Annotated in this window: 17 protein-coding genes; 1 reads left to right on the top strand and 16 read right to left on the bottom strand. The window is 72.6% G+C overall.

The features are described from left to right. Nucleotides 1-15: 15 nt before the first annotated feature. From OG904_RS19095 to OG904_RS19045, 11 genes are all read right to left on the bottom strand, one after another. Nucleotides 16-795 carry an HAD-IIA family hydrolase gene (locus tag OG904_RS19095; protein ID WP_328298841.1) on the bottom strand — a complete coding sequence of 260 codons (780 nt, stop codon included), beginning with the start codon at nt 793-795 and terminating at the stop codon, nt 16-18. A gap of 120 nt (nt 796-915) precedes the next feature. Next, complete coding sequence (locus OG904_RS19090) at nt 916-2,451, bottom strand: alkaline phosphatase family protein (protein WP_405492516.1); 1,536 nt, start codon at nt 2,449-2,451, stop codon at nt 916-918. Nucleotides 2,452-2,681: 230 nt separating this feature from the next. Beyond that, nucleotides 2,682-3,764 carry a 2-aminoethylphosphonate ABC transporter substrate-binding protein gene (locus OG904_RS19085; RefSeq protein WP_405492514.1) on the bottom strand — a complete coding sequence of 361 codons (1,083 nt, stop codon included), beginning with the start codon at nt 3,762-3,764 and terminating at the stop codon, nt 2,682-2,684. A gap of 64 nt (nt 3,765-3,828) precedes the next feature. After that, entirely contained in the window at nt 3,829-4,626 is a 798-nt protein-coding gene (locus OG904_RS19080) for an ABC transporter permease (protein WP_405492512.1), read from the bottom strand. Next, nucleotides 4,613-5,626, bottom strand: coding sequence for a 2-aminoethylphosphonate ABC transporter permease subunit (locus OG904_RS19075; protein WP_405492510.1), 1,014 nt, complete (start codon nt 5,624-5,626; stop codon nt 4,613-4,615). The genes OG904_RS19080 and OG904_RS19075 overlap by 14 nt, the downstream gene beginning before the upstream one ends. Then, nucleotides 5,619-6,668, bottom strand: coding sequence for an ABC transporter ATP-binding protein (locus OG904_RS19070; RefSeq protein ID WP_405492508.1), 1,050 nt, complete (start codon nt 6,666-6,668; stop codon nt 5,619-5,621). The genes OG904_RS19075 and OG904_RS19070 overlap by 8 nt, the downstream gene beginning before the upstream one ends. Further along, nucleotides 6,665-7,456, bottom strand: coding sequence for a phosphonatase-like hydrolase (locus OG904_RS19065; RefSeq protein ID WP_405492506.1), 792 nt, complete (start codon nt 7,454-7,456; stop codon nt 6,665-6,667). Before OG904_RS19065 ends, OG904_RS19070 begins: the two co-directional genes overlap by 4 nt. A 5-nt stretch (nt 7,457-7,461) precedes the next feature. Continuing rightward, entirely contained in the window at nt 7,462-8,583 is a 1,122-nt protein-coding gene (locus tag OG904_RS19060; protein ID WP_405492504.1) for a TIGR03364 family FAD-dependent oxidoreductase, read from the bottom strand. Nucleotides 8,584-8,730: 147 nt separating this feature from the next. After that, nucleotides 8,731-9,504: a GntR family transcriptional regulator gene (locus tag OG904_RS19055; protein ID WP_405492502.1), complete on the bottom strand. Its 774-nt coding sequence runs from the start codon at nt 9,502-9,504 to the stop codon at nt 8,731-8,733. Nucleotides 9,505-9,602: 98 nt separating this feature from the next. Further along, nucleotides 9,603-10,373 carry a hypothetical protein gene (locus OG904_RS19050; RefSeq protein WP_405492500.1) on the bottom strand — a complete coding sequence of 257 codons (771 nt, stop codon included), beginning with the start codon at nt 10,371-10,373 and terminating at the stop codon, nt 9,603-9,605. A gap of 441 nt (nt 10,374-10,814) precedes the next feature. After that, entirely contained in the window at nt 10,815-11,897 is a 1,083-nt protein-coding gene (locus OG904_RS19045; protein ID WP_405492498.1) for an ROK family protein, read from the bottom strand. Nucleotides 11,898-12,008: 111 nt separating this feature from the next. On the opposite strand from OG904_RS19045, the gene OG904_RS19040 reads away from it, so the two are divergent. After that, nucleotides 12,009-13,106, top strand: coding sequence for a Gfo/Idh/MocA family oxidoreductase (locus OG904_RS19040; protein ID WP_405492496.1), 1,098 nt, complete (start codon nt 12,009-12,011; stop codon nt 13,104-13,106). Nucleotides 13,107-13,283: 177 nt separating this feature from the next. On the opposite strand, the gene OG904_RS19035 is transcribed toward OG904_RS19040, so the two are convergent. The 5 genes from OG904_RS19035 to OG904_RS19015 all read right to left on the bottom strand — a co-directional run bounded on the left by OG904_RS19035 (nt 13,284) and on the right by OG904_RS19015 (nt 17,345). Continuing rightward, a complete protein-coding gene (locus tag OG904_RS19035) occupies nt 13,284-14,141 on the bottom strand; it encodes a fumarylacetoacetate hydrolase family protein (RefSeq protein WP_405492494.1) in 858 nt (285 codons plus the stop codon). 122 nt (nt 14,142-14,263) lie between these two features. Continuing rightward, on the bottom strand, nt 14,264-15,058 hold the full coding sequence (locus OG904_RS19030) for a YidC/Oxa1 family membrane protein insertase (RefSeq protein ID WP_405492492.1): 795 nt from the start codon (nt 15,056-15,058) through the stop codon (nt 14,264-14,266). Between the two features lie 128 nt (nt 15,059-15,186). After that, nucleotides 15,187-15,531 carry a DUF6412 domain-containing protein gene (locus OG904_RS19025; RefSeq protein ID WP_405492490.1) on the bottom strand — a complete coding sequence of 115 codons (345 nt, stop codon included), beginning with the start codon at nt 15,529-15,531 and terminating at the stop codon, nt 15,187-15,189. A gap of 66 nt (nt 15,532-15,597) precedes the next feature. Then, nucleotides 15,598-17,109 carry a sodium:solute symporter gene (locus OG904_RS19020; protein WP_405498114.1) on the bottom strand — a complete coding sequence of 504 codons (1,512 nt, stop codon included), beginning with the start codon at nt 17,107-17,109 and terminating at the stop codon, nt 15,598-15,600. A 38-nt stretch (nt 17,110-17,147) separates the two neighbouring features. After that, nucleotides 17,148-17,345: a DUF3311 domain-containing protein gene (locus OG904_RS19015; RefSeq protein ID WP_405492488.1), complete on the bottom strand. Its 198-nt coding sequence runs from the start codon at nt 17,343-17,345 to the stop codon at nt 17,148-17,150. Nucleotides 17,346-17,358 lie beyond the last annotated feature (13 nt).

Raw genomic sequence — 17,358 nt, 5'->3', positions numbered from 1 at the left:
TGTCAGCCGTACGCCCTAAACCAGATCGACCAGATCAGCGATGGACTTGACCGTCTTGGTCGGCCGGTACGGGAACTTCTCGGTGTCCTCGATCGACGTCAGACCGGTCAGCACGAGGAAGGTCTGCATGCCCGCCTCCAGCCCCGCGAGGATGTCGGTGTCCATCCGGTCGCCGATCATCGCGCTGCTGTGGGAGTGCGCGCCGATGGCGTTCAGACCGGTCCGCATCATCAGCGGGTTGGGCTTGCCGGCGAAGTACGGCTTCTTGCCGGTCGCCTTGGTGATCAGCGCGGCGACCGCGCCCGTGGCCGGCAGCGGGCCCTCGGTGGAGGGGCCGGTCTCGTCCGGGTTGGTGCAGATGAAGCGGGCGCCCGCGTTGATGAGGCGGACCGCCTTGGTCATGGCCTCGAAGCTGTAGGTCCGGGTCTCGCCCAGGACCACGTAGTCCGGCTCGTGGTCGGTCAGGACGTAGCCGATGTCGTGCAGGGCGGTGGTCAGGCCGGCCTCGCCGATGACGTACGCGGTGCCGCCCGGGCGCTGGTCGTCGAGGAACTTCGCGGTGGCCAGCGCCGAGGTCCAGATGTTCTCGACCGGGACTTCCAGGCCCATCCGGCTGAGCCGGGCCTGGAGGTCGCGCGGGGTGTAGATGGAGTTGTTGGTCAGCACCAGGAAGGGCTTGCCGGACTCGCGCAGCCGGTTGATGAAGGCGTCGGCGCCGGGGATCGGGGTGCCCTCGTGGATGAGGACCCCGTCCATGTCGGTGAGCCAGGATTCGATCGGCTTGCGCTCTGCCACTGGACTGTTCTCCGCTCTCGGTGGCGTCTGACCTCTGTGACCTCTGGTCTCTACCACCCTATCCGGGCCGGACCGGGAACGCGTTCGGCGTCCACGGCCCGGACCGGAGGGCGGACGCCGTCAGCCCAGGTGGACGTTGTCGACGGTCCAGTACCAGTTGTTGCTGCCGCTGTAGCGGAAGCGGACCTGGACGTCGGTGGCACCGGCCGGGACCTGGAGCGCGATCGACTCGGACCTGGCGACCGCGTCGGCGGTGTAGCTCTTGACGACCGACGGGGCGGCGCCGTTGTAGGAGACCAGGACCTGGGCGGTCTGGCCGGCCTCGTGGTGGTAGTGGGTCTGGAAGGTCAGGGCCTTCGTGGAGCCGCCGGTGACCGGCCACTTGGGGGTGATGAGGGTGGAGTCGTAGGAGCCGGTGTGGCTCTTGTCGTCCCACTCGTCGGAGTCGGCCACGGCGAAGACGTCACGCGAGCGGACGTTGAGCTCGCGCCACTGGTCGCGCTGCGACTGGCTCCAGAACTCGTCGGTCGCGAAGGCCCATCCGGCCCACTCGGTGACACCGCCCGTGCCCATCTTGGAGTTGTCGATCGACCAGCCGGCCGGCGGGGTGTGCGTGAAGCCCTTGGTGGCGGCCGGGATGCCCGTCTCGTCCACGCGTGCCTGGAGGTTCGGGCGCAGGGTGTCGAAGGCGTCGTTGTCGTCCGGGGCGTCCAGCGGGATGCCGTCGATGGCGGAGCCCGCCGCGACCCCGACCTGTGCGAGCGCGGTCGCCGCGACGTCGACGAGCTTCACGTCGGTCCGTACCGAACCGGCGGTGATGCCCGCGCCCTTGGCGATGACGAAGGTGCCGCGCTCCTGGATGGTGGATCCGCCGTGGCCGCCCGCGTCGGTGTGGCCGTGGTCGGTGGTGACCAGGATCTTCCAGTTCTCCTGGCCGTAGGTGGGGCGGGCCTGGACCGCGGTGAGGAGCTGGCCGACCAGCTTGTCGACGCGGGCGATGGTGTTCAGGTACTCCTGGCTCGCGGCGCCGGAGGAGTGGCCCGCGTGGTCGATCTCGCCGAAGTAGACGAAGGCGGCGTCGGGGTTCTGGTCGCGCAGCTCCGTGGCGGCCGCCGCGGCGATCTTCGGGTCCTCGCTGCCGTAACCGTCGCGGTCGCCCTTGAGGCTGAGCCTCTTGTCGACCTTGGCGGAGAAGATCGGGCCGTTCTGGTCGGTGGAGGTGATGGGCTCCCAGTCGGCGGCCGCGTAGGTGTTGAGCGCGGGCTTGGCGTTCTCGATGCGGGTCAGGAAGTCCGGGTAGGCCGCGTAGTTCTTGCCGGTGAAGGAGTTGTCCTTCACCCCGTGCTTGTCGGGCCAGACGCCGGTGGCGATGGTGGACCAGCCGGGACCCGAGGAGGTGGCGGCCATCGGGTTCGCGTACAGGGTGCTGCGGGCGGTCAGGCCCTGGGCCATCAGGCCGTTCAGGTTGGGTGCGTCGGCGACCTTGACCCGGTCCAGGACCGTGCCGTCGATGCCGATGACGAGGACCTTGTTGACGGGTGCGACGGCCTCGTCGGTGGTGGCGGCGTGAGCGGCGTGGGCGGCGAGCGAGCCGGCGAGCAGGGCCGTGGCGGTGGCGGCCACGGCGAGGGCGCGTCCGGGCAGGGCAGTGGGCACGAACTCCTCCGGGAGTGATCGTGGTGAATGCGCGGGTGGACGTACGGCGGTGCGTGGAGCGGTGCGTGTTGCGTTACGTGCGTCGGTGCGTGGAGCGTTGCCTGCGCCGGTGCGTGGGTCGGTGCGGGCGTCGGTGCGTGCGTGGGGTCCGGACCGAAGGTGCGGTCTTCGGTCCAGACCCGTTATCCATGCGTCACTGTCCCGGTCGTGGGTGACCGGGAGGCGACCGGTCAGCTTCCGGTTGCCGACTTCCACGCGTCCACGTACCCCGTGAGGTTCTTGTCGATGTCGGCCCAGTCCGGCTCGAAGACCTCGACGCCGGTCATGAGCTTGGTGAGCTCGACGGCGTTGGCGTCGGTGGGCTTGACGTCGGTGCGCGCCGGGAAGCCGCCGCCGACCCCGCTGACCAGCTTCTGGGCTTCCTCGCTGAGCAGGTAGTCGAGGAGCTTCTTGCCGTTCTCGGTGTGCGGGGCCTTGTCGAGGAGGCCGGCCGCGTAGGGGAGGGAGAAGGTGGTGGGCTTGCCGCCGTCCTTGGCGGGGAACCAGATGCCCAGGTTCGGCATGGACTTGGACTGCGCGAAGTTCATCTGGACGTCGCCGTTGGCGACGAGCAGCTCGCCCTTGTCGGTCTTCGGCGCGAGCTTGCTGGTGGAGGAGGACGGGCCGACGTTGTTGGCCTGGAGCTTCTTCAGGTACTCCATCGCCGGCTCCTTGCCGCCGAAGTCGTGCATCGACTTGATGAGCACGGCGGTGCCGTCGCCCGCGACGCCGGGGGTGGAGTACTGGAGCTTGCCCTTGTACTTGGCGTCCAGCAGCTCCTCCCAGGTCTTGGGGGGCGACGCCAGCTCCTTCTTGTTGTAGACGAAGCCGAAGTAGTTGTTGACGACCGAGGTCCACTTGCCGGCGGAGGACTTGTTCGCGCCGTTGACCTTCTCGGAGCCCTGCGGCTCGTACGACTGGAGGAGGCCCTTTCCGTCGGCCTGCTGGATGAAGGGGGGCAGCGTGATCAGTACGTCGGCCTGCGTGTTGGTCTTCTCGCGGACGGCGCGCTGCACCATCTCGCCCGAGCCGCCCTCCACGTACTTGACCTCGATGCCGGTCTTCTTCGTGAAGTCGGCGAAGACCTTGTCGTACCAGCCGTCGCCCTTGTCGCTCTTGAGGCCGTCGGCGCTGTACACGGTGACGACCTTCTCGCCGCCGCCCTTGTCCGCGGAGGAACCGGCCGCGGATCCCGAGCAGCCGGTGAGGCCGGCGGCCAGGGCGAGGCTGCCGGTGACGGCGGCGGTGAGGCGCAGGTACGTGTTGCTGGGCATGGAGCTTCCTTACGGGGAAAGGGAGTCTGCAGGGAATCAGCGGGGTTGAGCGGGGCGGGAGCGTTCAGCGGTACGCGGCCCTGGTGCGGACGCGCGAGACGGCCAGCAGGACCAGCAGGGTGGTGGCCATCAGGACCACGGCGACGGCGGAGCCGCTGAAGAGCGAACCGCGGTCGGTGGCGGTGAAGATGCGGACCGGGAGGGGCATCCAGTCCGGCGGGTAGAGCATCATCGTGGCGCTCAGCTCGCCCATGGAGAGGGCGAAGCAGAGCCCGGCGGCCGCGGTGAGCGACGGCAGCAGGAGGGGGAGCTTGACCCGCCACAGCACGTACGCGGGGCGGGCGCCCAGGGAGGCCGCCGCCTGCTCGTACGCGGGGTCGAGACGCAGGATGGCAGCCGAAACCGACTGGTGGGCGAACGCCGTGACAAGAATGGTGTGCGCGAGGATCACGATCGAGCTGGTGCCGTTGAGCAGCAGCGGCGGCTTGCTGAAGGCGACGAGCACGGCGAGGCCGACGACCACGGACGGCACGGCGACCGGCAGCATGAACAGCGCGTCCATGGACCGCTTGGCCCGCTCCCGCATCCCGGCGGCGGCGAGTGCCGCCCAGCTGCCGACGGTGAGTGCGAGCAGGCTGGCGGCCAGGGCGGTGACCAGTGAGGTGGTCAGGGCCTGGAGGGATTCGCCGCGGACGGCCGCCGCGTAGTTCCCGGTGGTCGGTCCGGAGGGGAAGGCGCCGGACCAGTGGGTGGAGAAGGAGGCGGCCACCACCACGAGGAGGGGCAGCGCGAAGAGGGGCAGGAAGAGGAGGCCGAAGAGGCTCCAGGCGGCCCAGCGGCCGCTCTTGCTATGCACCAGCACGCTTGCTCACCACCCGGTAGAGGCCGAACAGGCCGACGGAGATCGCGATGTTGACGACGGCGACCACGCAGGCGGCCGAGTAGTCGGATTCGAGGATCGCCTTGCCGTAGATGAGCATCGGGAGCGTGGTGACGTCCTTGGCTCCGGTGAACAGGACGATCCCGAACTCGTTGAGGCACATGACCAGGACGAGGCTGCCACCGGCGGCGAGGGCCGGGAGCGCCTCGGGGAGGATCACCCGCCGGATGATGCGGCCGGGCTTCGCGCCGAGCGAGGAGGCCACCTCCAGCTGGGCGGTGTCCAGCTGGGAGAAGGCGGCGAGCAGCGGGCGCATGACGAAGGGCGTGAAGTAGGTGACCTCCGCGAGGAGGACTCCCCACGGGGTGGTCAGGAAGTGGAAGGGCCCCTCCGTGACGCCGAAGGCGTCGGTCCACAGGCCGTTGGCCATGCCGACCGTGCCGTAGACGAAGAGGAGGGCGAGGGTGATGAGGAAGGAGGGGAAGGAGAGGAAGACATCGATGAACTTGGCGACGGCGCGCGCCCCGGGGAAGGGGACGAAGGCGACGACCAGGGCGAGCGCGAAGCCGAGGAGCAGGCAGCCGATGGTGGCGCCGACGGCCAGCCAGACCGTGGTGCCGAGGGCCTCGCGGAAGGAGTGCGAGGCGAAGACGGAGGCGTAGGCGTCGAAGGCTCCGCCGCCGTTCTCGGGGGTCAGGGACTGCTGGACGACCAGCGCGAGCGGGTAGAGGAACACCGCCGCGAGCACGGCGACGGGAGGAACCGCCCACAGCCAGCCGGGCACGGTACGGGGCCCGCGTGCGGCCTTCGCCGCGAAGCCGCCAGGGGCTTCGGCCGGGCCTTGCGGTCCGCCCGGGGCAGGGCATCGTACGGGCTGGTGGGGAACGGCCGGAGCCCGGTGCCCGGCGGGCGCGGCCGGGGTGGGGGTGGTCTGCGGGGTGGTGGCCGGGGTGGGGGTGCGCCGGTCCGTGGCCTCAGTCATCGGAGACCCCCGCGGACAGCAGCACGGCGTCCTCCGGCTCGAAGTGCAGGGTGACCCGGTCGCCCAGCGCCGGGGTCTCGCGCAGTTCGGGCAGGTCCGCCTTGACCCGGTGGCCCTCGATGTCCACGTAGAGCCGGTGGGTCGAACCGCGCCACTGCACCTCTGTGATCGTCCCGCTGAGCGCGTTGGGGCCGGCGCCCAGGCCGAGCAGGTGCGGCCGTACGCACAGGGTCGCGCTCGCACCGACCGCCGCGCGGCCGTTGTCGAGCGCGAGGGGGTGCCCGGCGAAGAGGGCGCCCCCGTCGGCCACGGTGACGGGCAGCAGGTTGGCGTTGCCGACGAAGGAGGCGGTGAACTCGGTGCGCGGGGCGCGGTACAGCTCCTGCGGGGTGCCGCAGTCCTGCAGCCGGGCCTGGTCCATGACGGCGATCCGGTCGGCCAGGGTCAGCGCTTCGACCTGGTCGTGGGTGACGTAGAGGATGGAGACTTCCGGCAACTCGCGGTGCAGGCGGGCCAGTTCCGCCAGCATCCCGGAGCGCAGCTGGGCGTCGAGCGCGGACAGCGGTTCGTCGAGCAGCAGTACCCCGGGGCGGATGGCGAGCGCGCGGGCGATGGCCACGCGCTGCTGCTGCCCGCCGGAGAGCTCCCGGGGGTAGCGCTTGGCGTAGGCCGCCATCCCGGTCATCTCCAGGGCCTCGGCGACGCGGCCGGGGATCTCGGTCCTGGGCGCCTTCTGTGCCCTGAGGCCGAAGGCGACGTTGTCCTCGACCCGCATGTGCGGGAAGAGCGCGTACTGCTGGACGACCATGCCGATGCCGCGCTTGTGCGGCGGGAGGGCGGTGACGTCCCGGTCGCCGATCAGCACCCGGCCCGAGACGGGCCGTACGAACCCGGCCACCGCCCGCAGCGCCGTGGTCTTGCCGGAGCCGGAGGGTCCGAGCAGCGCCATGACCTCGCCGGGCTCGACGGTCAGGTCGAGCCGGTCGAGCACGGTGGTGCCGTGGTAGGCGACCGAGACGGAGTCGAAGCGGATGCCGCTCACGCGCCGGACTCCCGGTCCTGGGCTGCCCGGTCCTGCGCCGCTTGCTCCTGCGCCGCCCGGCCGTGCGCCGCCCGGCCGTGCGCCGCCCGCTCCAGGACGGCCGGGAGTTCGGCGACGGAGGCCAGGACGTGGGTGGCGCCGTTCTCCTGGAGCGCCGTGCGGTCGTGGGCGCCGGTGAGGACGCCCGCCACGATCCCGGCGCCCGCGCGCACGCCGCTGAGCATGTCGTACGCCGTGTCGCCGGCCACCACGGTGTCGCGTACGTCGGCCACGGCGCCGGTGCGCAGGAAGGCGGTCAGCACCATGTCCGGGTAGGGGCGGCCGCGGCCGCCCGCGTCGGCGGGGCACAGGGTGAGGTCGGCCAGGTCCTGCCAGCCCAGGGCGTCGAGGATGGCGTCCTGGGTGACGCGGGCGAAACCGGTGGTCAGGACGACGGTGCGGCCGTCGGCGCGGAGCTTTTCGACGGCCTCGCGGGCGCCGGGGAGCGGGGCGATGAGGCCGCCGTCCACGAGCTCCCCGTAGGCCTCCTCGAAGGCGGAGTTGGCGCGCCGGGCCAGGTCCTCGGTGCCGAAGAGGTGGCGGAAGACGGAGATCTTCGACTTGCCCATGGTGTCGCGGACGTACTGGAGCTTGGCGGCGTGGTCGGCGCTGCCGGGCTCGACGCCCAGGCGCTCGGCGGCCCGCTCGAAGGCGCGCTCGACGAGGCCGCCGTCGGCGACGGTGGTACCGGCCATGTCGAGGACGACCAGGCCGTGCTCGCGGGTCCCGTGAGGGGTGTTGTCAGTCATATCGCTTACCAGCCCAGTTCGTTGGCGGTGGTCTCGGCTATGGCGGGCGAGCAGGTCATGCCCCGGCCGCCGGGTCCGGTCACCAGCCAGACGCCGTCGGCCACCTGCTGGCGGTGGACGACGCGGGTGGTGTCGGTGCACTGCGCGTACACGCCGGCCCAGCGGTGCCTGATCTTCGGCAGCGGGCGGCCCAGGAAGGACTCGACGACCCCGGTGAGGTGTTCGTAGGGGTCTTCGAGGGTGTCGAACGCGAAGGGGTGTTCGTACTCGTGGGTGTCGCCGATGGTCAGTCCGCCGTCCTGCCGCTGCACCATCAGGAGCTGCATCTTGTGCGCGGCCGCGATCGGGGCCTGGGCCTGTTCGGCGTTGAGCTCGTCGAGGGCTCCGCTCCGGTACGCGGGGTAGTAGCGGAAGCTGTCGGCGTCGGCGACCGAGGTCGTCAGGGGCTCGCCGAGCGGGGCGGTCTGCATCATCTGCAGCCGGACGCGGCGCACGGGCAGGTCGGGCACCAGCTCGCGGACCAGGCCGGAGAGCCAGGCGCCGGTGGCCAGGACGACGGCGTCGCCCCGGTGGACGTCGCCGTGGTCGTCGCGGACGGCGCCGGGCCCGGTGACCTCGCGGACCTCGCGGCCGGCGAGGAAGGTGTAGCGGCCGGAGGCGCGCAGGGCCTCGCGCAGGTGCAGTTGGGCGGTGCGCGGTTCCACGGCCGCGTCCCGCTCGCACCACAGGGCGGCCTCGAACGCGCCGCGCAGGGCCGGGTTGATCGCCCGGGCCGCTTCGGCGGTGACCAGTTCGTAGCCGCGGGCGGCCGCGTCGGGACGGGCGACGGCCGCCTCGGCGACGGCGTACTCGCGGGCGTTGCGGACGGGGGTCAGGGAGCCGATGGCGCGGAAGCCCAGGCCGGGGACCCGCTCGCCGATCCGCTCCCAGAGCTCACGGGCCCGCAGGGCGGTGTCGAGCTCCTCGCCCCCGGCTCTGCCGCTGACCCAGATCTGGCCGAAATTGCGCAATGACGCGCCGCGGGCCTCCGCCTCTCGCTCGATCTGGACGACCTCGTGGCCGCGTTCCACTGCTTGCCAGGCGTGCATGGTGCCTACCACGCCGCCTCCGACGACTATGACTCTCACGTGGTCCACGGTGGCGGCGGCCCGTGACCCGGGAGGATCCCCCGGACGACGTCCCGGTGAACAGCCTCCAACGCTTGGACTAGACCCGTTACCATTCCGTGACCAACATGCGTCCCTTTTCTCACCTTCCGGGGGGATCGGGCGGGACTATTCGGGCCGCAGGTGGGTCGTGAAGCTGAACCGGTCGCCACGGTAGAGCGAACGCACCCGCTCCAGCGGCCGGCCGTCCCGGTCGCGGGAGAAACGGTGGATGAGCAGCATCGGAAGTGCGGGCGGGGTGCCGATCAGCAGGGCCTCGCGGGGGGTCGCCAGCACCGTTTCCAGCTTCTCGTCGGCGTCGCCGAAGGAGATGCCGAGGCTGTCGTGAAGGTATCCGTAGAAGGAGGAGTCCGGCTGGAAATCGACGTCGAGGCGGGGTGCGCGGGCGACCGGGACGTAGGTGCTCTCCAGTCCGACCCGCTCCTCGTCGGCGAGCAGCACCCGCTCCAGGTGCCAGACCGGTTCCCCGGGCTCGGCGCCGATGTCCGGGGCTACGCCGGCCGGGCAGGGGAAGCGCTCCAGGCCGATGAGGTGCCGGCCGGGCGTGCGCCCCTGGCGGCGTACGCCCTCGGTGTAGCTCGCCAGCGACAGGGGCTGTTCGAGCTTCGGCCCGGCGGCGACCGTGCCGCGCCCCGAGCGGCGCAGCCGGCCCTCGAGCAGCAGCTCCCGCAGGGCCTGGCGGACGGTCTCGCGCGAGACCTCGTACTGCTCGGCGAGATCCCGCTCGGTGGGCAGCGCCCCACCCTCGCCGAGCTCGTCGAGCAGCCCGGCGATGCGGGCCTTGACGGCGTAGTACTTGGGGATGCGGCCGTGCTCGGGAATCCCGGAGCGAACGGGCAGGCCGGGCTGGTGGTGGTGCGCGTGCACGGTCGGTTCTTCCACCCCCGGACTCTACGTGGAGGGGGCGGGGGCGTAGCGGGTGGTTCGGGCGGAGGCGGCCGCGGGCGGTTCGGGCGGGGGTGGCCGGCGGGCGGGGTGGTTCAGGCGGGGGTGGATCCGCGGCGGAGGCGGCGGGCGCCGAGGAGGAGGGCGATGCCGCCGGCCAGGGTGGTCGCGGCGCCGGCCCCGTACATCCAGGACGCCCGGCCCCGGCCGGTGTGCGCCAGGGCTCCGGCCTCGCCGGTCTCCGCGTCCGGGCCCTGGATGTCGAACCGGTAGCCGCCGGCTTCGCCGACCCAGTCCCCGTCGTCGCCCTTGCGCTGGACGAGCGCGGCGTCGGCGACGGCTTCGCCGTGCGGGGCGTCGGCGGTGAAGGCGAGCCGGACGGTGACGGTCAGGGCGCCGCCGGGGCCGACGGCGAAGCCGGGGAAGGCGTCGCCGCCGTCGAAGACGGCGACGATCTCGTCCCGGTCGGTGCGCTCCAGGCTGACGGGGAAGCTGCCGGTGGGGGTGCCGGGGGCCGCGAACTCCATCCGGAAGTGGGCGGGTCGCAGGGTGCGGGCCTTGTCGGTGAAGACGACGACGGGGTGGATGGCGGTGCACTGCGTGGCGGTGGTGTTCGTGAGGTCGAGGTACCAGGTCTGCGCGTCCCCGCCGGTCCGGTACACGGCCGGGCCGCCCCGGATGCGGGCGCCGATGGGGAACTGCGTGCTCTTGCCGTCCCCGCAGGTGGCCTCCACGCGCGAGGGCAGCGCGGGGGCGGGGCGGGCTCCGCCGCCGGTGCCGATGTCCGCGGCCGCGGTGGGAGCGGTGACGGCGACGAGAACGGCGGTGAGGGCAAGGGCTTTGCGTGCTGTGCGCAGTCGCAGCATGGAAGACCTTCGCTACTCGCCGACGATGGAACGAACGGTGGGACCGATTGTCGGACGAGGTGACAATCACCCCGGCCCTGCCCGCACCTTCCCACGCCCCCACAACGCCCTGTCCAGCACCACGCCCAAGTCCTCCCGGTTTCCCCCCATTCAGCGGACAGCTGCCACTGGGCTCCGCGGGGCCGGGACGAAGTCGGGCCGCGCCCGAGCCTCCTGGGGCTCCGCCCCAGGCCCCGCGCCTCAAACGCCGGCGGGGCTGGATCTTCCAGCCCGCGCAGCGCAAACCCAGCCCGTCCGGCGTTTGAGGACCGGGACCGGGCGGAGCCCAACCCAGCCCGTCCGGCGCTTGAGGACCGGGACCGGGCGGAGCCCGGGGAACGGGGGAAGGGCGGGTAGGGGACAGCATCCGCAGGGCGGGCCCGCCTCAGGCGCGGCCGGCCGTCAGTCGCCCCGGCCGAACACCCCCGCGAGCACCAGCTCCGCCGCCCCCTGCGCCACACCGGCCCCCGCGAGGTCGACCGCCACCCCGCCCGGCACGAGGCACCGTACGGCCACCACCGCCCGCACCCCCTCCAGGAACACCCCCGGCGCGGCCTCCACCAGCCGTCCCCCGAGCAGCACCCGGTCGACGTCGAGCAGCGCGACCAGGTTCGCCGCCGCCTCCCCCACGATCCGGGCCGCCTCCCCCGGCCGGCCTTCCGCCACCGCGTCCAGGCACAGCACCTCCGCGCACCCGCGCCCCCCGCACCGGCAGGGCGGCCCGTCCAGGCGCAGCACCTGGTGTCCGAACTCCCCCGCCGCCGAGCGCCGCCCCCGGTACACCTCGCCGCCCGCAAGCCGGAGGCCCGCGCCCAGTCCGGTGCCGACGTGTACGTACGCCACGGCCTCCTCGCCGGAGGCGGCCACGCCCGCCACCCCCGCGTTGGTGTCCTTGTCCACCCGCACCGGGACCCCGAGCCGTCCCTCCAGCACCTCCCGCAATGGGTATCCCTCCCACTCCGGGTGTCCCGTCACCCTCCCCAGTACCCCGGTCCGCCAGTCCAGCGGCCCCGGCGCGGCCACGCCGACGCCGAGGAGGCCCGGGACCGGCCCGTCAGCGCACACCCGCGCGACCGCCCGTACCGTCTCCTCGACCACCGTGTCCGGACCGGCCCCGAAGTCCAGCGGACTCCGCCGCTCGGCGACGACGTGGCCGGTCAGGTCCACGCGTACCGCCGTGAGCTCGTCGCGGTCCAGATGCACCCCGACCGCGTACCGCGCCTGCGGCACCAGCCTCAGCAGCGTGCGCGGCTTGCCGCCCGTGGACGCCTCGCGCCCGGCGTCGGCCACCAGGCCCTCGTCCCGGAGCCGTGCCGTGATCTTGCTGACGGCCTGCGGGGTGAGCCCCGTACGGGCGGCGAGGTCCCCGCGGCCGAGTCCGGCGGGGCCGGCGCCGCGCAGGAGGTCCAGTACCAGGGCGTCGTTGTGCCCGCGCAGCACCGGCAGGTTCACTCCGCTCGCGCCGCCGCCACCGCCGTTACGCATTGCCCCCGCCGCCCCCGCTGCGCCCACCACGCCCGCACCCGCTACCGCTGTTCACCTGCTCATTGTCCACCCTCCTTGCACTTAGGCAACACTGTTGCCAAAGTGGTTACCATGAACGCCACCGCCCCCGTCACCCCCACCGCTCCCCTCCGCGTCGGACTCGTCGGCTACGGACTGGCCGGTTCCGTCTTCCACGCCCCGCTCGTGTCCGCGACCGACGGGCTCGTCCTCGACACCGTCGTCACCTCCGACCCCGGCCGCGCCGCCCGGGCCCGCGAGGCCTACCCGGACGTCCGGATCGCCGCCACCGCCGCCGAGCTGCTCGAACAGCGCCCCGCACCCGATCTCGTCGTCATCGCCTCCCCCAACAAGACGCACGTCCCGCTCGCCACCGCCGCCCTCACCGCGGGCATCCCGGTGGTCGTGGACAAGCCGCTCGCCGCCACCGCCGCCGAGGCGCGCGAACTGGCCGCGCTCGCCGAGCGGACCGGCACGTTCCTGTCGGTCTTCCAGAACCGCCGCTGGGACAACGACTTCCTCACCCTGCGCCGCCTCCTCGCCGACGGCGAGCTGGGCGGGGTCCAGCGCTTCGAGTCCCGCTTCGAGCGCTGGCGTCCGCAGCTCAAGGGCGGCTGGCGGGAGTCCGGCGCCCCGGAGGAGATCGGCGGGCTGCTGTACGACCTCGGCAGCCATGTCGTGGACCAGGCACTGGTGCTGTTCGGTCCGGCCGTACGGGTCTACGCGGAGACCGATGTGCGCCGCCCGGGCGCCGAGGCGGACGACGACACCTTCATCGCCCTCACCCACGCCGGCGGGGTCCGCTCCCACCTCTACGTCAGCGCCACCACGGCCCAGCTGGGTCCGCGTTTTCGCGTACTCGGCTCCCGCGCGGGCTACGTCAAGTACGGCCTCGACCCGCAGGAGGGGGCGCTGCGCGAAGGCCTGCGCCCCGGCGACCCCGCGCACGCCTGGGGCGAGGAGCCCGAGCACCTGTGGGGCCGGCTGGGCTCCGGGGAATCACCGCTGACCGGCGCGGGCACACCGGTGCGGACCGCGCCGGGCGACTACCCGGCGTACTACGCGGCCGTCGCGGCGGCGCTGCGCGACGGCGGACCGGCGCCCGTCACGGCACTGGAGGCGGCGCACTGCCTGGACGTGCTGGAGGCGGCCCGCGTCTCCTCGAGGGACGGGCGGACCGTGGAACTCTGACGTGGCAGGGGCCGGTGGGGGCTGGTGGAGGCAGTCGAGACCGGCCAGCGCCCCGGTCGGCACGGAACGGGCGGCGCCGTCGACGCGGAAGGGGCGGCGCCGTCGTCGACGGCACCGCCCCTTGCGCTTCAGCCCCACGGGCCACGCGAACCCCACAGGCCGCGCGGCCCGCACCGGCTAGGCGTTCTTGAACTCCTGGCGCTGGCGGCCCAGGCCGTCGATCTCCAGCTCCACCACGTCCCCGGCCCGCAGGAACGGCTTCGGCTCCGGCTGACCCGCGGCCACACCGGCCGGGGTGCCGGTGACGATGACGTCTCCCGGGTACAGGGTCATGAACTGGCTCACGTACCGGACGACCTCGCCTACCGGGAAGATCTGGTCCGAGGTGTGGCCGTCCTGCTTGAGCTCACCGTTGACCCACAGCTTCACGTCCAGCGCCTGCGGGTCCGGGATCTCGTCCGCGGTCACCAGCCAGGGGCCGAGCGGCGTGAAGGTCTCGCAGTTCTTGCCCTTGTCCCAGGTGCCGCCGCGCTCGGTCTGGAACGCGCGCTCCGTCACGTCGTTGACCAGCACGTACCCGCCGACGTGGGCGAGGCCCTCCTCGGGGGAGGCCAGGTAGCGGGCGGTGGCGCCGATGACGACGCCGAGCTCCGCCTCCCAGTCGGTCTTGACGCTCTCGCGCGGGATCAGCACGGTGTCGTCGGGACCGGCCACGGTGTCGGAGGCCTTGAGGAACAGGATCGGCTCGGCCGGCGCCTCCGCGCCGACCTCCGCCGCGTGCCCGTGGTAGTTGAGGCCGATGCCCACGACCTTGCCTATGCGGCCGACCGCGGACCCGATCCGCAGACCCTCGGCGTCCAGCACCGGGAGCTCTCCGGATCCGGCCGCGTCCCGTACCCGGGACAGCACGGAGTCGTCGGCGAGCAGCGCACCGTCCACGTCCGTGATCAGGCCGGACAGGTCCCGCAGGGTCCCGTCCTGGTCGAGCAGCGCGGGGCGCTCCGACCCGACGGGTCCTACACGCAGCAGCTTCATGGGCATTCTCCCGTGGTCGAGGGTGGTCGGCCCAAGGGCATGCCCCGGGCCGGACGATGGGTTGCGGCCATCGGAGGATTGGTCGATCCTCCAAGATGACGGCCTCATCCGCAAGACCCTGTTCACATGGCGGAACGCTCAGCTCCGGCTGCCGTCAGCCCGGCCTGCTCCTTGCGGTGCTGGAGCCAGGCCCGCTCAGCCACCGACCAGGCGGTGGTGGTGACCAGGTACAGCCCTGCGGCCAGCGGCACCAGGGCCGCCGTGACCAGCGTCCCGAACGACAGCAGGGGCAGTACGCCGCCCAGCCTCCGCATGACCTGCTGCTGCTCGGCACTCACGACGCCGCCGACCCCGGCCACAGCGGCCCCGGCCCCGGCCCCGGCCCCGGCCCCGGCAGGCTTGACCCCGCCGGCCTTGGCCCCACCGCCCTTGGCCCCACCGCCCTTGCGCCCACCGGCCTTGGCCTCGGCCGCAGCCGCCTCGGCCGCGGTAGCCGTCAGCGCCGCGGCCCTGCGCCCGCGGACCGCGCTCCACGCAGCCACCGCCGCGATGGCCGCGAACAGTCCGAGGAAGACCAGCCCACGCGCCCCGAACGGGCCGCCGTCCCCGAGGGCGTCGCCCCACCGGTCCCCCAGCGGTGCGGCGAACAGCCGGTGGCCGAGCAGCTCGTTGGCGGTCCCGCCGATCTCCGCCGAGGAGAACGCCCGGTACATCACGAAGAACACCGGCAGCTGGAGCAGCACGGGCAGGCAGCCCGCCACCGGGGTCGCCCCGCGGAAGGCGGCCCGGCTGAGCGGGTGCAGCGCGAGCCGTACGAGCACGGTGAACAGCACGATCGCGGCAGCGGTCGCGGACTCGGCCAGCACCGGCTCCAGGAGCCGGCCCAGCAGAGCAACAAGATGAGTGAAAGCGGACACGTGGGCCCTCCGAGGGGTCTCGTCGAACGTCGAAAGAGATGCGTTTTCGGCGTGACGACCCGCGAGGGGCGACAACAGTGATCAACAGCGATCAGTGGAACTGAGTGATCAGAAGGAGCTGCGCGCCCCTACGCGGCCGTCGGGACGAGACGGCCGGGAGCCCTGGGCCGCGACCGGCCCGAAGCGTCGGGATCGCGCTGCGGCAGGAACGCCGTGCGCTGCTCTCGATCACGGATCGCGGTGCGTATTCGGTGCGGCGGGACGGGCCGGACCAGCCGGGCGGCCAGCACGGAGGCGCCCACGGCGAGGGTCGCCGCGAGGACGACCACGACCGCTCCGAGCCCGCCCTCCCCGGCGAACAGCCCGAGGAACCCGCCGAGCAGTACGAGCGAGGTCAGCAGGGACAGCAGCCGGGCGGGCGGTGCGGAAGGCAGCGTGAACCGCGCCAGGCGAAGACCGCCGTGCTCTGCCATGCGAACCACTCCTCCCCCACTCCCGCGCACGAACTCTCGTACGAGATCGGCCACTCGGGTTCGATACTAACCAGGCCCACTGACAACGGGCGAGGACGGGGGCAGCGGATCCCACGCGAGCACCTCCTCGTCAGGCCGGCCGTCCCCCGCCGCCGCCCGCGGGCCCCGCCGGGGCACCGCCAGTGCGACCGTCAGCGCGACCGCCAGGTTCACGGCGAGCGCGACCGTCCCCGCGTTCACGCCCCACACCGGCACCGGGTCGTTCCCCGTGAAGACCAGCCCGCAGACGACCGCGACCCCCGCGGCCAGCCCGCTCACCGCGGCCACCACCGTAAGCCTGCGCCACACCAGACCCAGCAGCAGCATCGGCACCAGCTGCGCCATGCCCTCGTAGGAGATGAGCGAGAGCCTCACCAGCGTGTTCGGCGCGGTGTACGTCATGACCAGCGCGATCGTCCCGGCCGCGACCACCACCAGTTGCGAGGCGAGCTTCTGCCGCTCGCCCGAGCTCCAGCGCGGCACCAGCGAGAGCACGCTGCGCCCCCACATCGTGCCGATCACCAGCATGAACACCGCCATCGGCACGATCGACGACAGTGCCGCCGCCACCCCGATCACCCCCACGGCCCACGCCGGCAGGGAGTCCACGACCAGTTTGAACAGGGCCAGGTTGGAGTCGGCGCCCGCCAGCCCCCGTACGACGAACAGCGCGGCCATGCCCAGCAGCATCGGCACGAAGAGCAGCACGTTGTAGGCGGGCAGCAGGATGGCGTTGCGGCGCAGCGCGTCGGCATTGCGCGCGCCCAGGTACCCCGCCACGGTGGTCGGGAAGATGACGACGGTCAGCGCGTTGAGCACGGTGGTGGACGCGAACCACGCCACCCCGAGCTTCCCGCGCCCGTCGTCCCCGCTCCCCGCACCGGGCAGCGTCAGCCACTGCGGGCGCTCGGCCGCGAGCCGGTCGAAGAGCTCTCCGTAGCCGCCGAAGTGGTGGAGGGGCACGTACACGGCGAGGAACCCGAGCGTGCCGATGACCAGCACGTCCTTGAGCACCGACACCCACGCGCTGCCGCGCAGTCCGCTGACGACGACGAAGCCGGTGGTGACGGCGAAGGCGATGAAGTACGCCCACTCCAGGGACACCGCCCCGTAGGTCACCGTCGAGACCACCACTCCCATTCCGGTGATCTGGAGCTGGATGTAGGGGAGCAGGAAGACGGTCGCGAGGACCGCGACGAGCGCGCCGAGCCAGGGACGCCCGTAGCGGTGGGCCACCATGTCGGTGATGCCGACGAGGCCGTGGCGGCGCGCGTAGTCCCACAGCGTCGGCCCGACGACGTAACCGACCGCGTAGCCGCAGGACATGTACGCGACCACGTACATCACGGGAGCGCCGTAGTCGTACCCCCAGCCGGCCGCGCCGAGGTAGCTGAAGCTCGTGTACCCCTCGCCCGCCATCAGCACCCAGATGAACACGGTGCCCAGCGAGCGCCCGCCCACCGACCACTCGGCGAGCCCGCCGCCGCCCCCGCCGCGCCCGCGCACCGCGAGCAGTCCGAGCGCGACGGTCGCCACCATGGACACGGCGAAGACGGTGGTCGCGACGGCCGCCGCGCTCACCGGTGGTCACCCCGCCAGGTCAGCCAGACGGCGAGCGGGGTCAGGAGGGTCGCCCCGATGAACCAGAGGAACAGGAACGGCACACCTCCCAGCGCCGGATCCACCCGGTTCACGAGCGGCAGCGCCGCGACGAACAGCACGAACGGCACGGCGAGCCACAACAACTGCGGACGTTTCACCCATTTCTGACGCACCGCCCCACATTAC

The organism is Streptomyces sp. NBC_00096 (genome assembly GCF_045041305.1).
GTDB lineage: Bacteria > Actinomycetota > Actinomycetes > Streptomycetales > Streptomycetaceae > Streptomyces.
This window is presented reverse-complemented; position numbering and strand designations above follow the sequence as displayed.

Excerpts from the sequence above, each read along its gene's own strand:
- OG904_RS19040 (WP_405492496.1), top strand. The coding sequence starts at position 12,009 with ATGAACGCCACCGCCCCCGTCACCCCCACCGCTCCCCTCCGCGTCGGA.
- OG904_RS19020 (WP_405498114.1), bottom strand. The coding sequence starts at position 17,109 with ATGGTGGCGACCGTCGCGCTCGGACTGCTCGCGGTGCGCGGGCGCGGC.
- OG904_RS19050 (WP_405492500.1), bottom strand. The coding sequence starts at position 10,373 with ATGCTGCGACTGCGCACAGCACGCAAAGCCCTTGCCCTCACCGCCGTT.
- OG904_RS19045 (WP_405492498.1), bottom strand. The coding sequence starts at position 11,897 with ATGCGTAACGGCGGTGGCGGCGGCGCGAGCGGAGTGAACCTGCCGGTG.
- OG904_RS19085 (WP_405492514.1), bottom strand. The coding sequence starts at position 3,764 with ATGCCCAGCAACACGTACCTGCGCCTCACCGCCGCCGTCACCGGCAGC.
- OG904_RS19065 (WP_405492506.1), bottom strand. The coding sequence starts at position 7,456 with ATGACTGACAACACCCCTCACGGGACCCGCGAGCACGGCCTGGTCGTC.
- OG904_RS19025 (WP_405492490.1), bottom strand. The coding sequence starts at position 15,531 with ATGGCAGAGCACGGCGGTCTTCGCCTGGCGCGGTTCACGCTGCCTTCC.
- OG904_RS19075 (WP_405492510.1), bottom strand. The coding sequence starts at position 5,626 with ATGACTGAGGCCACGGACCGGCGCACCCCCACCCCGGCCACCACCCCG.
- OG904_RS19035 (WP_405492494.1), bottom strand. The coding sequence starts at position 14,141 with ATGAAGCTGCTGCGTGTAGGACCCGTCGGGTCGGAGCGCCCCGCGCTG.